The sequence below is a fragment of the Povalibacter sp. genome (assembly GCF_036520495.1).
Classification (GTDB): Bacteria; Pseudomonadota; Gammaproteobacteria; order Steroidobacterales; family Steroidobacteraceae; genus Steroidobacter.
Genome location: NZ_DATDJO010000040.1, coordinates 95,238 through 109,620, shown reverse-complemented (window position 1 = coordinate 109,620; position 14,383 = coordinate 95,238). Strand labels below are relative to the sequence as shown.

General features: G+C 63.0%; 11 protein-coding genes. 6 read left to right on the top strand and 5 right to left on the bottom strand.

The annotated features are described in order from the left end of the window. Window positions 1-42: 42 nt before the first annotated feature. The 3 genes from dxs to VIZ63_RS15850 are packed head-to-tail and all read right to left on the bottom strand — an operon-like array spanning window position 43 to window position 3,148. Window positions 43-1,926, bottom strand: a complete 1,884-nt coding sequence (gene dxs / locus VIZ63_RS15860) for a 1-deoxy-D-xylulose-5-phosphate synthase (protein WP_331610645.1) — start codon at window positions 1,924-1,926, stop codon at window positions 43-45. A 24-nt stretch (window positions 1,927-1,950) separates the two neighbouring features. Beyond that, window positions 1,951-2,859, bottom strand: coding sequence for a farnesyl diphosphate synthase (locus tag VIZ63_RS15855; protein WP_331610644.1), 909 nt, complete (start codon window positions 2,857-2,859; stop codon window positions 1,951-1,953). Window positions 2,860-2,869: 10 nt separating this feature from the next. After that, window positions 2,870-3,148, bottom strand: a complete 279-nt coding sequence (locus VIZ63_RS15850) for an exodeoxyribonuclease VII small subunit (RefSeq protein WP_331610643.1) — start codon at window positions 3,146-3,148, stop codon at window positions 2,870-2,872. Window positions 3,149-3,357: 209 nt separating this feature from the next. Between VIZ63_RS15850 and VIZ63_RS15845 the strand changes: the two genes are divergently transcribed. The 5 genes from VIZ63_RS15845 (at window position 3,358) to parC (ending at window position 10,326) form a co-directional block, all read left to right on the top strand. After that, a complete protein-coding gene (locus VIZ63_RS15845; RefSeq protein WP_331610642.1) occupies window positions 3,358-3,774 on the top strand; it encodes a rubrerythrin family protein in 417 nt (138 codons plus the stop codon). Window positions 3,775-3,884: 110 nt separating this feature from the next. Further along, window positions 3,885-5,234: a (Fe-S)-binding protein gene (locus VIZ63_RS15840; RefSeq protein ID WP_331610641.1), complete on the top strand. Its 1,350-nt coding sequence runs from the start codon at window positions 3,885-3,887 to the stop codon at window positions 5,232-5,234. Window positions 5,235-5,389: 155 nt separating this feature from the next. After that, window positions 5,390-5,974 (top strand): DUF3501 family protein, encoded by a 585-nt coding sequence (locus VIZ63_RS15835; RefSeq protein ID WP_331610640.1) that lies wholly within the window; start codon window positions 5,390-5,392, stop codon window positions 5,972-5,974. 91 nt (window positions 5,975-6,065) lie between these two features. After that, window positions 6,066-7,952, top strand: a complete 1,887-nt coding sequence (gene parE / locus VIZ63_RS15830) for a DNA topoisomerase IV subunit B (RefSeq protein ID WP_331610639.1) — start codon at window positions 6,066-6,068, stop codon at window positions 7,950-7,952. A gap of 121 nt (window positions 7,953-8,073) precedes the next feature. Beyond that, a complete protein-coding gene (gene parC / locus VIZ63_RS15825) occupies window positions 8,074-10,326 on the top strand; it encodes a DNA topoisomerase IV subunit A (protein WP_331610638.1) in 2,253 nt (750 codons plus the stop codon). A gap of 115 nt (window positions 10,327-10,441) precedes the next feature. On the opposite strand, the gene VIZ63_RS15820 is transcribed toward parC, so the two are convergent. Together VIZ63_RS15820 and epmB are read right to left on the bottom strand one after the other, a co-directional pair. Beyond that, window positions 10,442-12,493 (bottom strand): EAL domain-containing protein, encoded by a 2,052-nt coding sequence (locus tag VIZ63_RS15820; RefSeq protein WP_331610637.1) that lies wholly within the window; start codon window positions 12,491-12,493, stop codon window positions 10,442-10,444. Between the two features lie 77 nt (window positions 12,494-12,570). After that, window positions 12,571-13,605, bottom strand: a complete 1,035-nt coding sequence (gene epmB, locus VIZ63_RS15815; RefSeq protein WP_331610636.1) for an EF-P beta-lysylation protein EpmB — start codon at window positions 13,603-13,605, stop codon at window positions 12,571-12,573. Between the two features lie 171 nt (window positions 13,606-13,776). On the opposite strand from epmB, the gene efp reads away from it, so the two are divergent. Then, window positions 13,777-14,349, top strand: a complete 573-nt coding sequence (gene efp / locus VIZ63_RS15810) for an elongation factor P (protein WP_331610634.1) — start codon at window positions 13,777-13,779, stop codon at window positions 14,347-14,349. Window positions 14,350-14,383 lie beyond the last annotated feature (34 nt).

The following is a 14,383-nucleotide window of genomic DNA, read 5'->3' as shown; positions in this document are numbered from 1 at the left end:
GATCCGAATGGATTCCCGCCTGCGCGGGAATGACGCGATGGACTATCTGGCCGCCGCCCGCGCCGGCACCTGCCACCAGCGTTTGATTGCCGTTTCGATTGAAGCGATATCGAGTCCCGCAGCCGTCAGGCAATCGTTGCGCGAGCCGTGTTCGATGAAGCTGTCGGGAATCCCCAGGTGCAGCGTGGGCAATGTGAAGCCATGAGCGGCCAGGCATTCCGCGATTGCGCTGCCTGCACCACCCGCCACGACGTTTTCTTCCACGGTCACCAGTGCGCGATGCGAACCGGCAATCCGCAGCAGCAGTTCTTCGTCCAGTGGCTTCACGAAGCGCAGGTTGATCAGCGTTGCGTCGAGCTGTTCGGCAATGCGTTCGCAGAACGGCACCATCGAGCCCACGGCGATGATGGCCAGACCGCTGCGGCCTTCGCGGCGCGACTGTGCCTTGCCGATCGGCAGAGCACGCATTTCTGGCTGCAGCGCCACGCCGGGTCCCTGGCCGCGTGGATAGCGCACGGCGGCGGGTTGTTCGCTCGTCACCGCGGTGAAGAGCATCTGGCGGCATTCGTCCTCGTCTGCCGGCGCCATCACGATCAGGTTCGGAATGCAGCGCAGGTAGGAGAGGTCATAACTGCCCTGATGCGTGGCGCCGTCGCCGCCGACGAAACCGGCGCGATCGATGGCGAATGTTACCGGCAGGTTCTGCAGCGCCACGTCATGAATGACCTGGTCGTAAGCGCGCTGCAGGAACGTGGAATAGATGGCGACGACCGGGCGCAGTCCTTCGCAGGCCATGCCCGCGGCGAGCGTCACGGCATGCTGTTCGGCGATCGCCACGTCGAAATAACGATCCGGAAAGCGCTTCGAGTACTCCACCATGCCGGAACCTTCGCGCATGGCCGGGGTGATGCCGACGACGCGGGAATCGAGCGTGGCCATGTCACACAGCCACTGGCCGAAGACCTGCGAATAGGTGGGCCCGCTGGCCTTCTCCTTGAAGATCACGCCGCTCTTGGCATCGAAGGGGCCTGGGCCGTGCCACTTGATCGGATCGGCTTCCGCCGGCGCGTAGCCTTTGCCCTTGCGCGTGATCACGTGCAGGAACTGCGGACCGCGCATTTCGCTGATGTTCTTCAGCGTGGCAACCAGCGCATTCAGGTCGTGACCGTCGATGGGGCCGATGTAGTTGAAGCCCATCTCTTCGAAGATCGTGCCGGGCAATACCATGCCCTTCATGTGTTCTTCGGAGCGACGCGCCAGTTCCCACACGGTGGGCATGCGCCGCAGCACTTTCTTGCTGCCTTCGCGCAGGGTCGCGTAGAGCTTGCCGGACAGCACGCGCGCGAAGTAATTGGAGAATGCGCCGACGTTTTCGGAGATCGACATGTCGTTGTCGTTGAGGATCACCAGCATGTCGACATCGAGGCTGCCCGCGTGATTGAGCGCCTCGAACGCCATGCCGGCGCTCAGTGCGCCGTCGCCGATGATGGAGACGATGCGTCGCTTCTGCCCGGCGTGCGCGGCGCCGATGGCCATGCCCAGGGCGGCACTGATGGACGTGCTCGAGTGCCCGACACCGAACGTGTCGTATTCGCTTTCAGAACGGGTCGGGAAGGGTGCGAGACCGCCCTTCAGCTTGATCGTCTGCAGTTGGTCACGACGACCCGTCAGCACCTTGTGCGGATAGGCCTGATGACCGACGTCCCAGACCAGCCGGTCGTCCGGCGTGCTGAAGACATAGTGGAGTGCGACGGTCAGTTCGACGGTGCCGAGGCCCGCAGCGAAATGGCCGCCCATCTGGCTGACTGTGTCGATCAGATACTGGCGCAATTCCGTTGCGACGTCGGCCAGCTGTGTCGCAGGCAACGCCCGCAAATCGGCCGGCGAGTCGATCTTCGACAGCAGCGGGTACTCGGGTTTGGTCATGAAGTCAGTTTACCGCAATCGCCTTCAGTGCCGTCTCAGGACCAGCCAGTCCGACAGTGACGCCAGGGATGCCGCCGCGGGTCCCAGGACGTCCAGGGCCTCGAGGGCAGTGGCATGGAGTTCATGCATGCGCTGTCGCGCGGGTTCGACACCGATGGCCGAGGGATACGTGGGCTTGTGATTCGCCTGATCGGCGCCGGTCGCCTTGCCCAGCAATTTGCTGTCGCCTTCCACGTCGAGCAGATCGTCCTGGATCTGGAAGGCAAGACCGATGTCGCGTGAGTACCGATCCAGCGCCTGCTCGATGTCACTCGACAGATTGGGGACGCAGTACGCCGGCATGAGCACGCTTGCGCGGATCAATGCTCCGGTCTTACGGGCATGCATTTCTTCCACTGCGGCGGCCGTGAGGGACTGACCTTGCGCAGCCAGATCGATGGCCTGTCCGCCCGCCATGCCGGCGGTGCCGCTGCATTCGGCGAGGACGTCGACGAGCTTGAGCCGGATCGCCGGATCCCCGGGCAGGCCATGTCCGCTCGCCAGCACCTGGAAGGCGAGCACTTGCAGCGAGTCACCGACCAGGATGGCGGTGGCTTCGTCGAAAGCCTTGTGGCAGGTGGGCCGTCCGCGCCGCAGGTCATCGTTATCCATCGCCGGCAGATCGTCGTGCACCAGCGAATAGGCGTGGATGAACTCGATCGCACAGGCCGCGCCGTCCACGTGCGATTCCGTCAGCCCCAGCGCCTGCGCGGTGGCGTAGACGAGCGCGGGACGGATGCGTTTGCCGCCGTTCAGCACGCTGTAGCGCAGCGCCTCGTGCAGACGGGTCGGATGCGTATCGGCTGCCGGCAGTCGCGCGGCGAGTTCAGCTTCGATTCGGACCTGCCAGCCTTCGAGCCGCTGGGTGAAGCCGGGGTCTTTGGGAATGGTCACGACGGCGGGATCAGTTGTCGTCGATGTCCGTATCGAACGGCGCGGCTTCGAATTCGTCGCCGGCGGCATTGCCTGTCTTGCGCAACAGGACTTCGACCTTCTGTTCCGCCTGCGTCAGCGCACCCTGGCAGAGGCGCGTGAGCTGCACGCCGCGCTCGAACTGCTTCAGCGACTCCTCCAGCGACAGCTCGCCCTGTTCCAGTTTTTCGACGATGGCTTCGAGTTCGGCGAGTGAGGCTTCGAAGTCGGGCGCGGGCGCAGGTTCGGAGGTAGTTGGTTTCTTGCTCACGTGGAAATTCGACGAATAGTTCGAGGGAGGGGCAGGCGGCGGGCGGCGGCAAGCTTGCCCGTGCGGTTTCCGAGGGTCAATTGCAGCGCAATCCGCGGCGGGCAGGTGAGGACTTTCCGTCAGGCACGAACGTTGACTTGCCTGGACCGCGGGACTAGATTTTGCCGTCATTAGACTCTGTCTAATCCCACCAGCGAGGATCCGATGCAATGAGTAATCTCAAAGGCAGCAAGACCGAGCAGAACCTCAAGGACGCATTCGCGGGCGAGTCGCAGGCGAATCGTCGTTATCTGTATTTCGCAGCCAAGGCAGACATCGAAGGCTTCAACGATGTCGCAGCGGTCTTTCGCTCGACGGCGGAAGGCGAGACCGGCCACGCGCACGGCCACCTGGAATACCTGGAAGTGGTGGGTGATCCGGCGACCGGCCTGCCGATCGGCGGTACGTCGCTGAACCTGAAGGCCGCCATTGCGGGCGAAACGCACGAGTACACCGACATGTACCCCGGTATGGCCCGGTCGGCCCGCGACGAAGGCTTCGAGGAAATCGCCGACTGGTTCGAAACGCTGGCGAAGGCGGAGCGCTCGCACGCGAATCGCTTCCAGAAAGCGCTCGATACGTTGTGACCTGGCATACCGGCCGACGGGCTGACTGGCCCACTGGCCAGCAGAGGTGGATGTTGCCTCTGATTCTGGCCCCTTTGCCGGTTGGCCAGTTAGCCAGTCGGCCCTGATCCGTGTCACAAGAATCATCGCCCCCCGCCCGCGAGGGCAGCCTCGAAGCGCCGACGCGCCATCCCATTGCCTGGAAAGATCCCGAATTTCTGAACGAGACGTCACTGTTCAAGGAGTTGGAACGGATCTTCGATATCTGTCACGGCTGCCGGCGCTGCTTCAGCCTCTGCAATGCATTCCCGACCCTTTTCGATGCCATCGATGAATCGAGCACCGGCGAACTCGATGGCGTCGACCGCAAGGTGTATTGGGATGTCGTCGATCACTGCTATCTCTGCGACATGTGCTACATGAGCAAGTGTCCGTACGTGCCGCCGCATCCCTGGAATGTCGATTTTCCGCACCTGATGTTGCGGGCCAAGGCTTACAAGTTCGAGAACCAGCCGGTTCGCACCCGCGACAAGATACTGAGCTCGACCGATCTGGTGGGATCGCTGGCTGGAATCCCGGTCGTGGCTGAGGTCGTCAATGCGGTTGCCAAAACCGGGGTCGGTCGCAAGCTGCTGGACAAGACGCTCGGGGTACATCCGCGGGCGCCGATTCCCGACTATCACAGTCGCACCTATCGCAAGCGGCACGCCGCCGGTTCGCATCCGACGTTCGCAGCGCAACCTGCCGGGGATACCCGTGGGCGCGTCGTGCTGTTCATGACGTGCTACGGCAATCGCAACGAGCCGGGTCTGAACGAGGATCTGGTCGCCATCTTCGAGCACAACGGCATCGAGGTGACGCTGCTGCAGCAGGAGCGGTGCTGTGGCATGCCCAAGCTGGAGCTGGGAGATCTGCGGGCGATCGAAAAGCTCAAGGAAGACAACATCCCCGCGCTGGCGGCGAAGGTCGACGCAGGCTGGGACATCGTGACGCCGATTCCTTCCTGCACGTTGATGTTCAAGCAGGAACTGCCGTTGATGTTTCCGGACGATGCCGCCGTCGCCAGGGTGCGCGATGCGATGTTCGATCCATTCGAGTATCTCTGGGCCCGGTACAAAGCGGGTCTGCTGCGCACCGATTTTGCGGGCCGCCTTGGCAAGGTGAGCTACCACGTTGCCTGCCACCTGCGTGTACAGAATCTGGGCCTGCGCACCCGCGATGTGCTGATGCTCGTGCCGGATACCCAGGTCGATGCCATCGAGCGGTGTTCCGGACACAACGGCACTTACGCGGTGAAGCGGGAGTACCGTGACGTCTCGATGAAGATTGGACGGCCCGTGATGCGTAAAGTCGCGGATGCGAAGGCGGACCACTACAGCAGCGACTGTCCCATGGCCGGGCATCAGATCGAATCAGGACTCGAGCAGGGCGGACCGCCCGAGCATCCTCTCAAGCTGCTGCGCATGGCCTATGGAATCTGAGGAACCTCTGATCAATCCGTCACTCCCGCGCAGGCGGAAGCCCATCTGGGAGATAAGGAATCTCCACGGGGTGACACGCGGTGACAGAGCTCCAGAAATGTATTCCTGTCCCGTGTTGCCCCGTGGAAATCTTTCGATTCTTCTTCGCTGATGCCATGAGCAAACTTTCCCGCGCCGACCTCATGAGCCTCGAGCAGTACTCGACGGCCCGCAAGCAATTCCGCGCCAGGGTGCTGGAGCACAAGCGCCAGCGCGTCCTGACCGTGGGGCCGAATACGAGCTGGTGCTTCGAGGATCGGCTGACCATCCAGTACCAGATCCAGGAAATGCTGCGGGTGGAGCGGATCTTCGAGGCCGCTGGCATCCAGGAGGAACTCGATTCCTACAATCCGCTGATTCCCGACGGCACCAACTGGAAGGTGACGTTCCTGCTCGAATTTCCCGATGTCGAAGAACGGCGCATCCGGCTGACGCGGCTGAAAGGCGTCGAGGATCGCTGCTGGGTGCAGGTCGCGGGATTCGATCCGGTGCATGCCATCGCCGATGAGGATCTGGAGCGCGAGAACGACGAAAAAACTTCCGCGGTGCATTTCCTGCGCTTCCAGTTGACGCCCGCCATGATCACCGCCGTCAAGGCGGGCGCCGATATCAGCGTCGGTGTCAACCACGAAAACTATCAGCACGAAGTGCGTCCGCTGCCAAAGCCCATCCGGGATTCCCTGCGGGGCGATCTGGTCTGATCCGTCGGCGGCTGGCGTCGCTGGCACACAGGCGCGGGGGCGATGCTAAGATTCGCGCGCTTTTCACCCGCACGGATATTCAGCGAACTAGATGGCTCAGTCCTATACCGCTTCCGACATCGAAGTACTTACCGGACTCGACCCGGTACGCCGGCGCCCCGGCATGTACACGGATACCAGTCGGCCCAATCACCTTGCCCATGAAGTCGTCGACAACTCGGTCGACGAAGCGCAATCCGGTCACGCCAGGCGCATCGACGTCACGGTGTTCAAGGACGGCTCGCTGCAGGTCTCGGACGATGGACGCGGCATGCCCGTGGATATCCACCCGAAGGAAAAACTGAGCGGCGTCGAACTGATCCTGACGCGCCTGCATGCGGGCGGAAAATTCTCGGACAAGAACTACGAGTTCGCCGGTGGTCTGCATGGCGTCGGCGTCTCCGTCGTCAATGCGCTGTCGAAGAACCTGGAGTGCTGGGTCAAGCGCGGCGGCAAGGAATACAACATCGGCTTCAAAAGCGGCCATGTGAGCTCGAAGCTGCAGGTCGTGGGCGATGTCGGCAAGAACAACACCGGCACGACGGTCCGTTTCTGGCCCGATCCGCAATTCTTCGAGACACCGACGTTCTCGATCCCGAAGCTCAAGCACACGTTGAAGGCCAAGGCCGTGCTCTGCCCGGGTCTCAAGGTCACGCTGACCAATGAGCAGACCGGCGAGACCGATGAATGGCTCTATACCGGCGGCGTCAACGAATACCTGCTCGAAGCACTGGGCCCGGGCGAATGGCTGCCTCCGGAGATGTTCTGCGGCAGCGTCAAGGGTGCGCAGGAGGCGGCCGAGTGGGCCGTCGCATGGCGCATCGACGACGGTACGCGCGTCGAGGAGAGCTACGTCAACCTGATCCCGACCGTGCAAGGCGGGACGCACGTCAACGGTCTGCGACTCGGGCTCACCGAGGCGATCCGGGAATTCTGCGAATTCCGCAATCTGCTGCCCAAGGGATTGAAGCTCGCGCCCGAAGACATCTGGGACGGCGTGAGTTACGTGCTCTCGACCAAGATGAAGGAAGCGCAGTTCGCCGGCCAGACCAAAGAAAAGCTGTCATCGCGCGAATCGGCGGCGTTCGTCTCTGGCGTCGTAAAGGATCAGTTTGGCCTGTGGTTAAACCAGCATCCGGAGTCGGGCGAAAGAATTGCGCAGCTGGCGATTGCCGGCGCACAGGCTCGCCTCAAGGCGGCAAAGACGGTCACGCGCAAGCGCATTGCCAGCGGTCCGGCGCTGCCGGGTAAGCTCGCGGATTGCTCGTCGCAGGAGCCGTCGCGCTCGGAACTGTTTCTGGTGGAAGGTGATTCCGCCGGCGGCTCAGCGAAGCAGGCGCGCGATCGCGAATTCCAGGCAGTCATGCCGCTGCGCGGCAAGATCCTCAATACCTGGGAAGTCGACGCATCCCAGGTGCTGCAATCGCAGGAAGTGCATCACATCGCCATCGCGATCGGCGTCGATCCCGGTTCCGACAAGCTCGGCGGCCTGCGTTATCACAAGGTGTGCATCCTGGCGGACGCCGACTCGGACGGCGCTCACATCGCCACGCTGCTGTGTGCGCTGTTCCTGCGGCACTTCCGTCCGCTGGTACTTGCGGGCCACGTCTATGTCGCCATGCCACCGCTGTACCGCGTCGACGTGGGCAAACAGGTGTATTACGCCCTCGATGACGCCGAAAGGGTGGGACTGCTGGATCGCATCGCGGCCGAGCATCCTCGCGCCAAGCCGGTCGTCACGCGCTTCAAGGGTCTGGGCGAGATGAATGCGCTGCAGTTGCGTGAGACGACGATGGCGCCGGAGTCGCGCCGCCTCGTGCAGCTCACCGTCGAAGCCAAGGACGAAGCCGACCAGATGCTCGACATGCTCCTGGCCAAGAAGCGCGCCGGTGACCGGCGCGAATGGCTGGAGACCAAGGGCAACCTGGCTCAGATCTGAGGGAAAAGTGACGTCAGTGACGAGAGTGGCGCAAGTCACGAAGGTCAGGCGTCACGGTTTTCTCTGGCTCTGACCTTCGTCACTTTCGTCACTTCTGTCACTTTCGTCACCAAAGCTTTTCATGCCTAGCCAACCGCCACTCAACTTCGAAGGCGTCGAACGCCAGCCGCTGCGTGTGTTCACCGAGAAGGCGTATCTCGACTATTCGATGTATGTCATCCTGGATCGCGCGTTGCCCCATATCGGCGACGGGCTGAAACCGGTGCAGCGCCGCATCGTCTATGCGATGAGCGAACTCGGTTTGTCCGCGGCGTCGAAGCACAAGAAGTCGGCGCGCACGATCGGCGACGTCATCGGCAAGTTCCACCCGCACGGCGATTCGGCCGCGTACGAAGCGATGGTGCTGATGGCGCAATCGTTCTCGTACCGCTATCCGCTGGTGGACGGGCAGGGCAACTTCGGCTCGCCGGACGATCCGAAGTCGTTCGCTGCGATGCGTTACACCGAATCGCGACTGACTAAATACGCGGCATTGCTGCTGTCGGAGCTGGGGCAGGGCACGGTCGACTGGCAGCTGAATTTCGACGGCACGATGGAAGAGCCCATCCTGTTGCCGGCGCGGGTTCCCAACGTGCTGTTGAATGGCGCGACCGGTATCGCGGTCGGCATGGCGACCGACGTCCCGCCGCACAATCTGCGCGAGGTCGTCGCAGCCTGTCTCAAGCTGATCGACGATCCGGAGACCACGCTCGGTGAGCTCTGCAAGAGCATCAAGGGACCGGATTACCCCACTGGCGCCGAGATCATTTCGTCGAAGGATGAGATCCGCCAGATCTACAAGACGGGCTCCGGCTCGATTCGCGCGCGCGCCGTCTATGAAATGGAAGACGCTGAGATCGTCCTGACGCAGCTGCCGTACCAGGTCTCCGGCAGCCGCATCCAGGAACAGATCGCCGCACAGATGCAGGCGAAGAAGCTGCCGATGGTCGAGGACGTGCGTGACGAATCCGATCACGAGCATCCGACCCGCATCGTCATCGTGCCGCGTTCCAATCGCATCGATGTCGAGCAGTTGATGGCGCATCTTTTTGCTACGACGGACCTCGAGCGTACGTATCGCGTCAACCTGAACATCATCGGCCTCGACGGTCGGCCGCGGGTGATGGACCTCCGGTCGCTGTTGCAGGAATGGCTGACGTTCCGCCTCGACACCGTGACGAAGCGCCTGCAGTGGCGGCTCGACAAGGTGCTGGCGCGACTGCATATCCTCGATGGTTTGCTCATTGCCTATCTGAACCTCGATGAGGTGATCCGCATCATCCGCCGCGAGGAAGAGCCCAAGCCGGTGCTGATGAAGCGCTTCACGCTGACGGAGATCCAGGCCGAGGCAATTCTGGAAACGAAGCTGCGTCATCTGGCCAAGCTCGAAGAGATGAAGATTCGCGGCGAGCAGAAGGAGCTGGCCGACGAGCGCGACGAGCTGGAGAAAAACCTGAAGAGCAAGGCGCGCCTCAACAAGCTGGTGCGTGATGAGCTGGTCGCCGACGCCGAAACCTTCGGTGACAACCGTCGCAGCCGCATCGTCGAGCGCGCTGCGGCGCAGGCCATCGATCAAACCGAACTGGTGACAGTGGAGCCCGTAACGGTCGTACTGTCCGAGCGTGGCTGGGTACGCGCGGCGAAAGGCCACGAACTCGATCCGGCGACGCTCTCGTACAAGACGGGCGATTCGTTCCAGTCCGCCGCCCGCGGGCGCAGTACGCAACAAGCAATATTCCTCGACAGCACCGGACGTGCCTACAGCCTGCTGGCTCACACACTGCCGTCGGCGCGCGGACAGGGTGAACCGCTGACAGGTCGCATCGATCCGCCGGAAGGCGCGAGCTTCGCGGGCGTGATGATGGGCGAGCCAGCGGATCGCTGGGTGCTCGCGTCCGACGCCGGTTACGGTTTCGTGGTGAAGCTCGAGGAACTGTATTCCCGCAACAAGGCCGGCAAGGCCGTGCTCAAGGTGCCTGACGGTTCCAATGTGCTGATGCCGTCCGCCGTGCCTGCGGTCGATGGCGCACTGATCTGCGCCGTGAGCAACGAAGGCAAGCTGCTCGCCTTCCCGGTGGGAGAGTTGCCTGAATTGCCGCGCGGCAAGGGCAACAAGATCTTCGGTCTGTCATCGAAGAAGGTCGAAAGCCGCGAAGAATTCCTCGCCGGCATAGCAGTCGTCGCGCCGAGCCAGAGCCTCATCGTGCGCTCCGGCGATCGCAAGATGACGCTCAAGTATTCGGAGCTGAAGGAATACCGCGGCGAACGTGCGCAGCGCGGCGCGGTACTGCCGCGGGGCTGGCGCAAGGTGGAGCGGCTCGAGGTCGAAGGCTGAAGTTGGCTACCTGGCCAATCGGCTAACTGGCTAACAGGCCAGAGTGGAGGAGGGGCTCGTCGTCTGGCCAGTGAGCCGGTTAGCCGGTCGGCCAGTTAGCCATTGGCCAGCTGGCCTATCCCATCACCACCTGCTCGGGTTCATTCACGAAGTAGCCCTGGATGAATTCGATGCCGAGCTGCCATAGCACGGCCATGGTATTGGCGTCTTCGACGCGCTCGGCGATGGTCCTGATGTTGCGGGCGCGGGCCTGGTCGACGAACTCGCGCACTTTCTGCTGCAGGCCCTGGTCGACGGAGAGGCCCTGCATCAGCGTGCCGTCGATCTTGACGTAGTTCAGCGGCAGGTTGGCAATCAGGCGCTGCGGATCACGGCCGGTACCGAAATGTTCGATGGCGAACTGGAATCCGGCTTTGCGCAGGCCGGCCGCCAGTTCGGCGGTGTCGGCGAGGTATTCGGTCGCGTTCTGCTCGCTGATCTGGAAGACGATATGCGCCGCATCGATGCGCGTCGCCTTCAGCTGATTTGCCAGCCACTGCAGCAGCGACTTGTCGCGCATCGAATCCTTCGACAGACGCACGAAGAGTTTGTCGATCTTGCGGCTCGAGCAGACCGACATGGCGGCGCCGATGATCCAGCGGTCGATGTTCTTCATCAGATCGTTGCGTTCGGCGGCCGCCATGAATTCGCCTGGCAACACTTCCTCTCCCTGCTCGTCGACCATGCGGACCAGCACGTCGTACATGCCGCGTTCGCCGCCGAGCAGGCTGGCGACCGGTTGCTGCATGAGCCGGAAGCGGTTTTCCATCAACGCGGTCTTGATTCGCTTCACCCAGATCTCATCCGACGCCTGCTGGCGGGTGTCTTCTTCGAGGTGATCGACCAGGTGAACACGATTGCCGCCGGCTTCGTGGCCGTTGAGACGCGCCCCGATGGCGTCGTTGATCGACGCCGCAGCGTCCGGAGTGCGCGGATCGACCATCCCGATCCCGATGGTGCAGGTGCAGGAGATCTGCTTGGCGCCGACCCGCAGAACCTGCGAGCCGATCTTCTGGGTCAGCTGCCGGCCCCAGGTCTCGATGTCCCGTGTCGTGCCGCGTTCCATCAGCAGCATGAAGTTGCCGTCGCCGAAGCGGCCAATCAGGTCGTTGGGCTGACGGACCTCGTTGATGACCCCGGCGACCTGACCGATGAAATCCTCGAAGCCGAGAGGGCCGATATCGTCCGCCAGAATGCCGAGCCGGTCAGGCTGGATGGAAACCACGTGGCGCACGCCGGCCCGGATCGGCTGGCTCAGCGACTCCTGCAGCCACTTCACGAAGAACTTGCGCTGCAGGGTATCCGTGGCTGCGTCGCGTTCGAGTGCATCCGTGAGCCGTTCGTCGAGATTGCCGGCGTCTTTCTTCTGCGAGGGTACGCACAGGCGCACTGCCGGGTCGCCGTCGAACTCGGCGACGCTGAGTTCGATGTCGAGCGGCACGGAGCTGCCGTCGCTGAGCAGCGCGGCCGCCCGCAGCGAATGATCGGACCACTTGCCCTGCATGCAGGCGACGAGCGCGCCTTTCAGCGCCGCATGGGCGGAAGGATCGAACACGTCCATGAGCGGTGTGCCGAGGAGCGCCTCGGCGTCGGGGTATCCGTAGAGTTCGATCCACGCCGGATTGGCGTCGACCAGAATGCCTTCCTGCACGTAGGCGATCGCGTCGGCCGAGCCCGCCATGAACGTTTTGAGCTGCGCGCGATACTCGCGGGCGGAGTGCAGGGTGTTGTTCAGCGAGCGCGTCTGCTGGTGGGCTGTGAGTTCGCGCGAAACTACGGACTGCAAGCGCACGGCGTTACGCAGTGTGACGACATCGCGAGCGCCTTGCTGCATGGCAGCTGCGATGATGTCTTCATCGGCCTGATCGCGGGCGATCACGACGGGGGTGCCATTGCCGAACTGCGCGGCGACGGCCATCACTTTCGAGGTGTCGGACGCATCCGGGCCGACGAAGGCGATGAGCATGTGCGGATTGATCTGGGCGAGCGCATCGCCCAGGTCGTTGAGTTCGCGGATCCAGTTGCAGCGAGCCGCCAGTCCGGCATTGCGCAACGTGCTGTTGATAGCCTCCACATTGTCCTGGTGTCGCGTCAGGACGATCAGAGGAATGGGGGCTTGCTCGGCCAAGCGGAACTCCTTCACGAATTGCGGTCGGTCAATGCCAGCCCGGGCGAATGACCTAATCACACCGGAGTCAGATTCTGTCAGCAACCTCCGCTGCCGAGCGTGACGGGCGTCTTGGATGGCGCGCCCGGCACTTCCCGTACCAGGCGGGGCACCAGGTAGCCGGGAAGGCGTTCCAGCAGTCCCGCATGCAGTTGTAACGCGGTCGCTTCATCCACCTCGAAATGCGCTGCACCCTGCACGCGATCCAGGACATGCAGGTAATAGGGCAGAACGTTGATCGCCATCAGTGCTTCGCTCAACTGCGCCAGTGCTGTCACCGAGTCGTTGACGCCGGCAAGCAGGACGGATTGATTGAGCAAAGTGACGTTGCGGGCAGCGAGTTCCCGACACGCGCTCGCGACCTCCTGATCGATCTCGTTGGCATGATTGGCATGCACGACCATGACCTTCTGTAGGGGCAGATCTGATAGCCATTTCAGCAAACCCGCATCGACGCGCTCGGGCAACACGATCGGCTGACGCGTGTGGATGCGCAGGCGGCGAATGTGCGGCACGCGCAGCAGTGCATCGGTCAGCTGCGCCAGTCGCCGATCGCTCAGGCTGAGCGGGTCGCCGCCGCTCAGGATCACCTCGCTGATCGTGGGGTCCGATTGCAGATAGTCGATGGCGCCGCGCCAGCCATCGGCCAGCGCCGAATCCTCCGCGTAGGGGAAGTGGCGACGAAAGCAGTAGCGACAGTGAATCGCACAGGCGCCGGTTGCGATCAGCAACGCCCGGCCTGCGTACTTGTGCAGGACGCCGGCGCCAGCGCGGCTGGCCTGGTCACCGACCGGATCGGAGAGAAAGCCGGGGGCCTGGATGGATTCGGCATGCGTCGGCAGGACCTGCAGGAGCAGCGGATCGCGCGGATCGCCATGACGCATGCGGGCCACGAAGCCGCGTGGCACTCGCAGCGGGAAGTTGGCGCTGCCGGGCGCCGCGATGGAGGGGTCGAGGCCAAGAAGCGCGCACAGCTCGGCAGGGGAGGCGACGGCATCGGCCATAGCCTGTTGCCAGCGCTGACGCGGCAAATCGCGGTCGTGCTGGCCTGTACTTGTGCTTGCGGCTATCATCGGCGCCCTTTTCCCGGGCCCTTGAATGCAGGCCCCCTAGTTCGGGGACGACAGAGCCCCGTAAAGCGGGCCGGATTCTCGCAGATCGGATTTTCGCAGTCACACTGCGGATGTCCGGCCTCCCGGGCAGCGCTTAATGAATTCAGCAAACGACCTAGGCGGCGTATCTCCATGGGCAGTGTTTCCACCAACGAGTTCAAGTCAGGCGTCAAGATCATCCTCGAGAACGATCCGTATTCGATCGTCGAGAACGAGATGGTCAAACCCGGCAAGGGTCAGGCGTTCAACCGCGTACGTGTGCGCAACCTGAAGACCGGTCGCGTCATCGAACGCACGTTCAAGTCGGGCGACACCGTGGAAGCGGCTGACGTCGTCGAGACGGACATGCAGTACCTGTACGCCGATGGTGAGTTCTGGCATTTCATGGTGCCGGACACGTTCGAGCAGTACACGGCGGGTAAGGACGCCGTCGGCGACACGATGAAGTGGCTGAAGGACGGCATGGAATGCGTCGTGATGCTGTGGAACGGCGTGCCGCTCAACGTCACCGCGCCTGCTCACGTGGAGCTCAAGATCGTGAAGTCCGATCCCGGCGTGCGCGGCGATACCGCCACTGGCGGCGGCAAGCCTGCGGAACTCGAGACCGGTGCGATCGTGCGCGTGCCGCTGTTCATCAGCGAAGGCGAGACGATCCGTGTCGATACGCGTACCGGCGAGTACATCGCCCGCGCGAAAAGCTCATAATTTTCTTCGGACCTCCCCCGCGAGCGGGGGAGTG

Excerpts from the sequence above, each read along its gene's own strand:
- parE (WP_331610639.1), top strand. The coding sequence starts at position 6,066 with ATGGCTCAGTCCTATACCGCTTCCGACATCGAAGTACTTACCGGACTC.
- VIZ63_RS15835 (WP_331610640.1), top strand. The coding sequence starts at position 5,390 with ATGAGCAAACTTTCCCGCGCCGACCTCATGAGCCTCGAGCAGTACTCG.
- parC (WP_331610638.1), top strand. The coding sequence starts at position 8,074 with ATGCCTAGCCAACCGCCACTCAACTTCGAAGGCGTCGAACGCCAGCCG.
- efp (WP_331610634.1), top strand. The coding sequence starts at position 13,777 with ATGGGCAGTGTTTCCACCAACGAGTTCAAGTCAGGCGTCAAGATCATC.
- epmB (WP_331610636.1), bottom strand. The coding sequence starts at position 13,605 with ATGATAGCCGCAAGCACAAGTACAGGCCAGCACGACCGCGATTTGCCG.
- VIZ63_RS15845 (WP_331610642.1), top strand. The coding sequence starts at position 3,358 with ATGAGTAATCTCAAAGGCAGCAAGACCGAGCAGAACCTCAAGGACGCA.
- dxs (WP_331610645.1), bottom strand. The coding sequence starts at position 1,926 with ATGACCAAACCCGAGTACCCGCTGCTGTCGAAGATCGACTCGCCGGCC.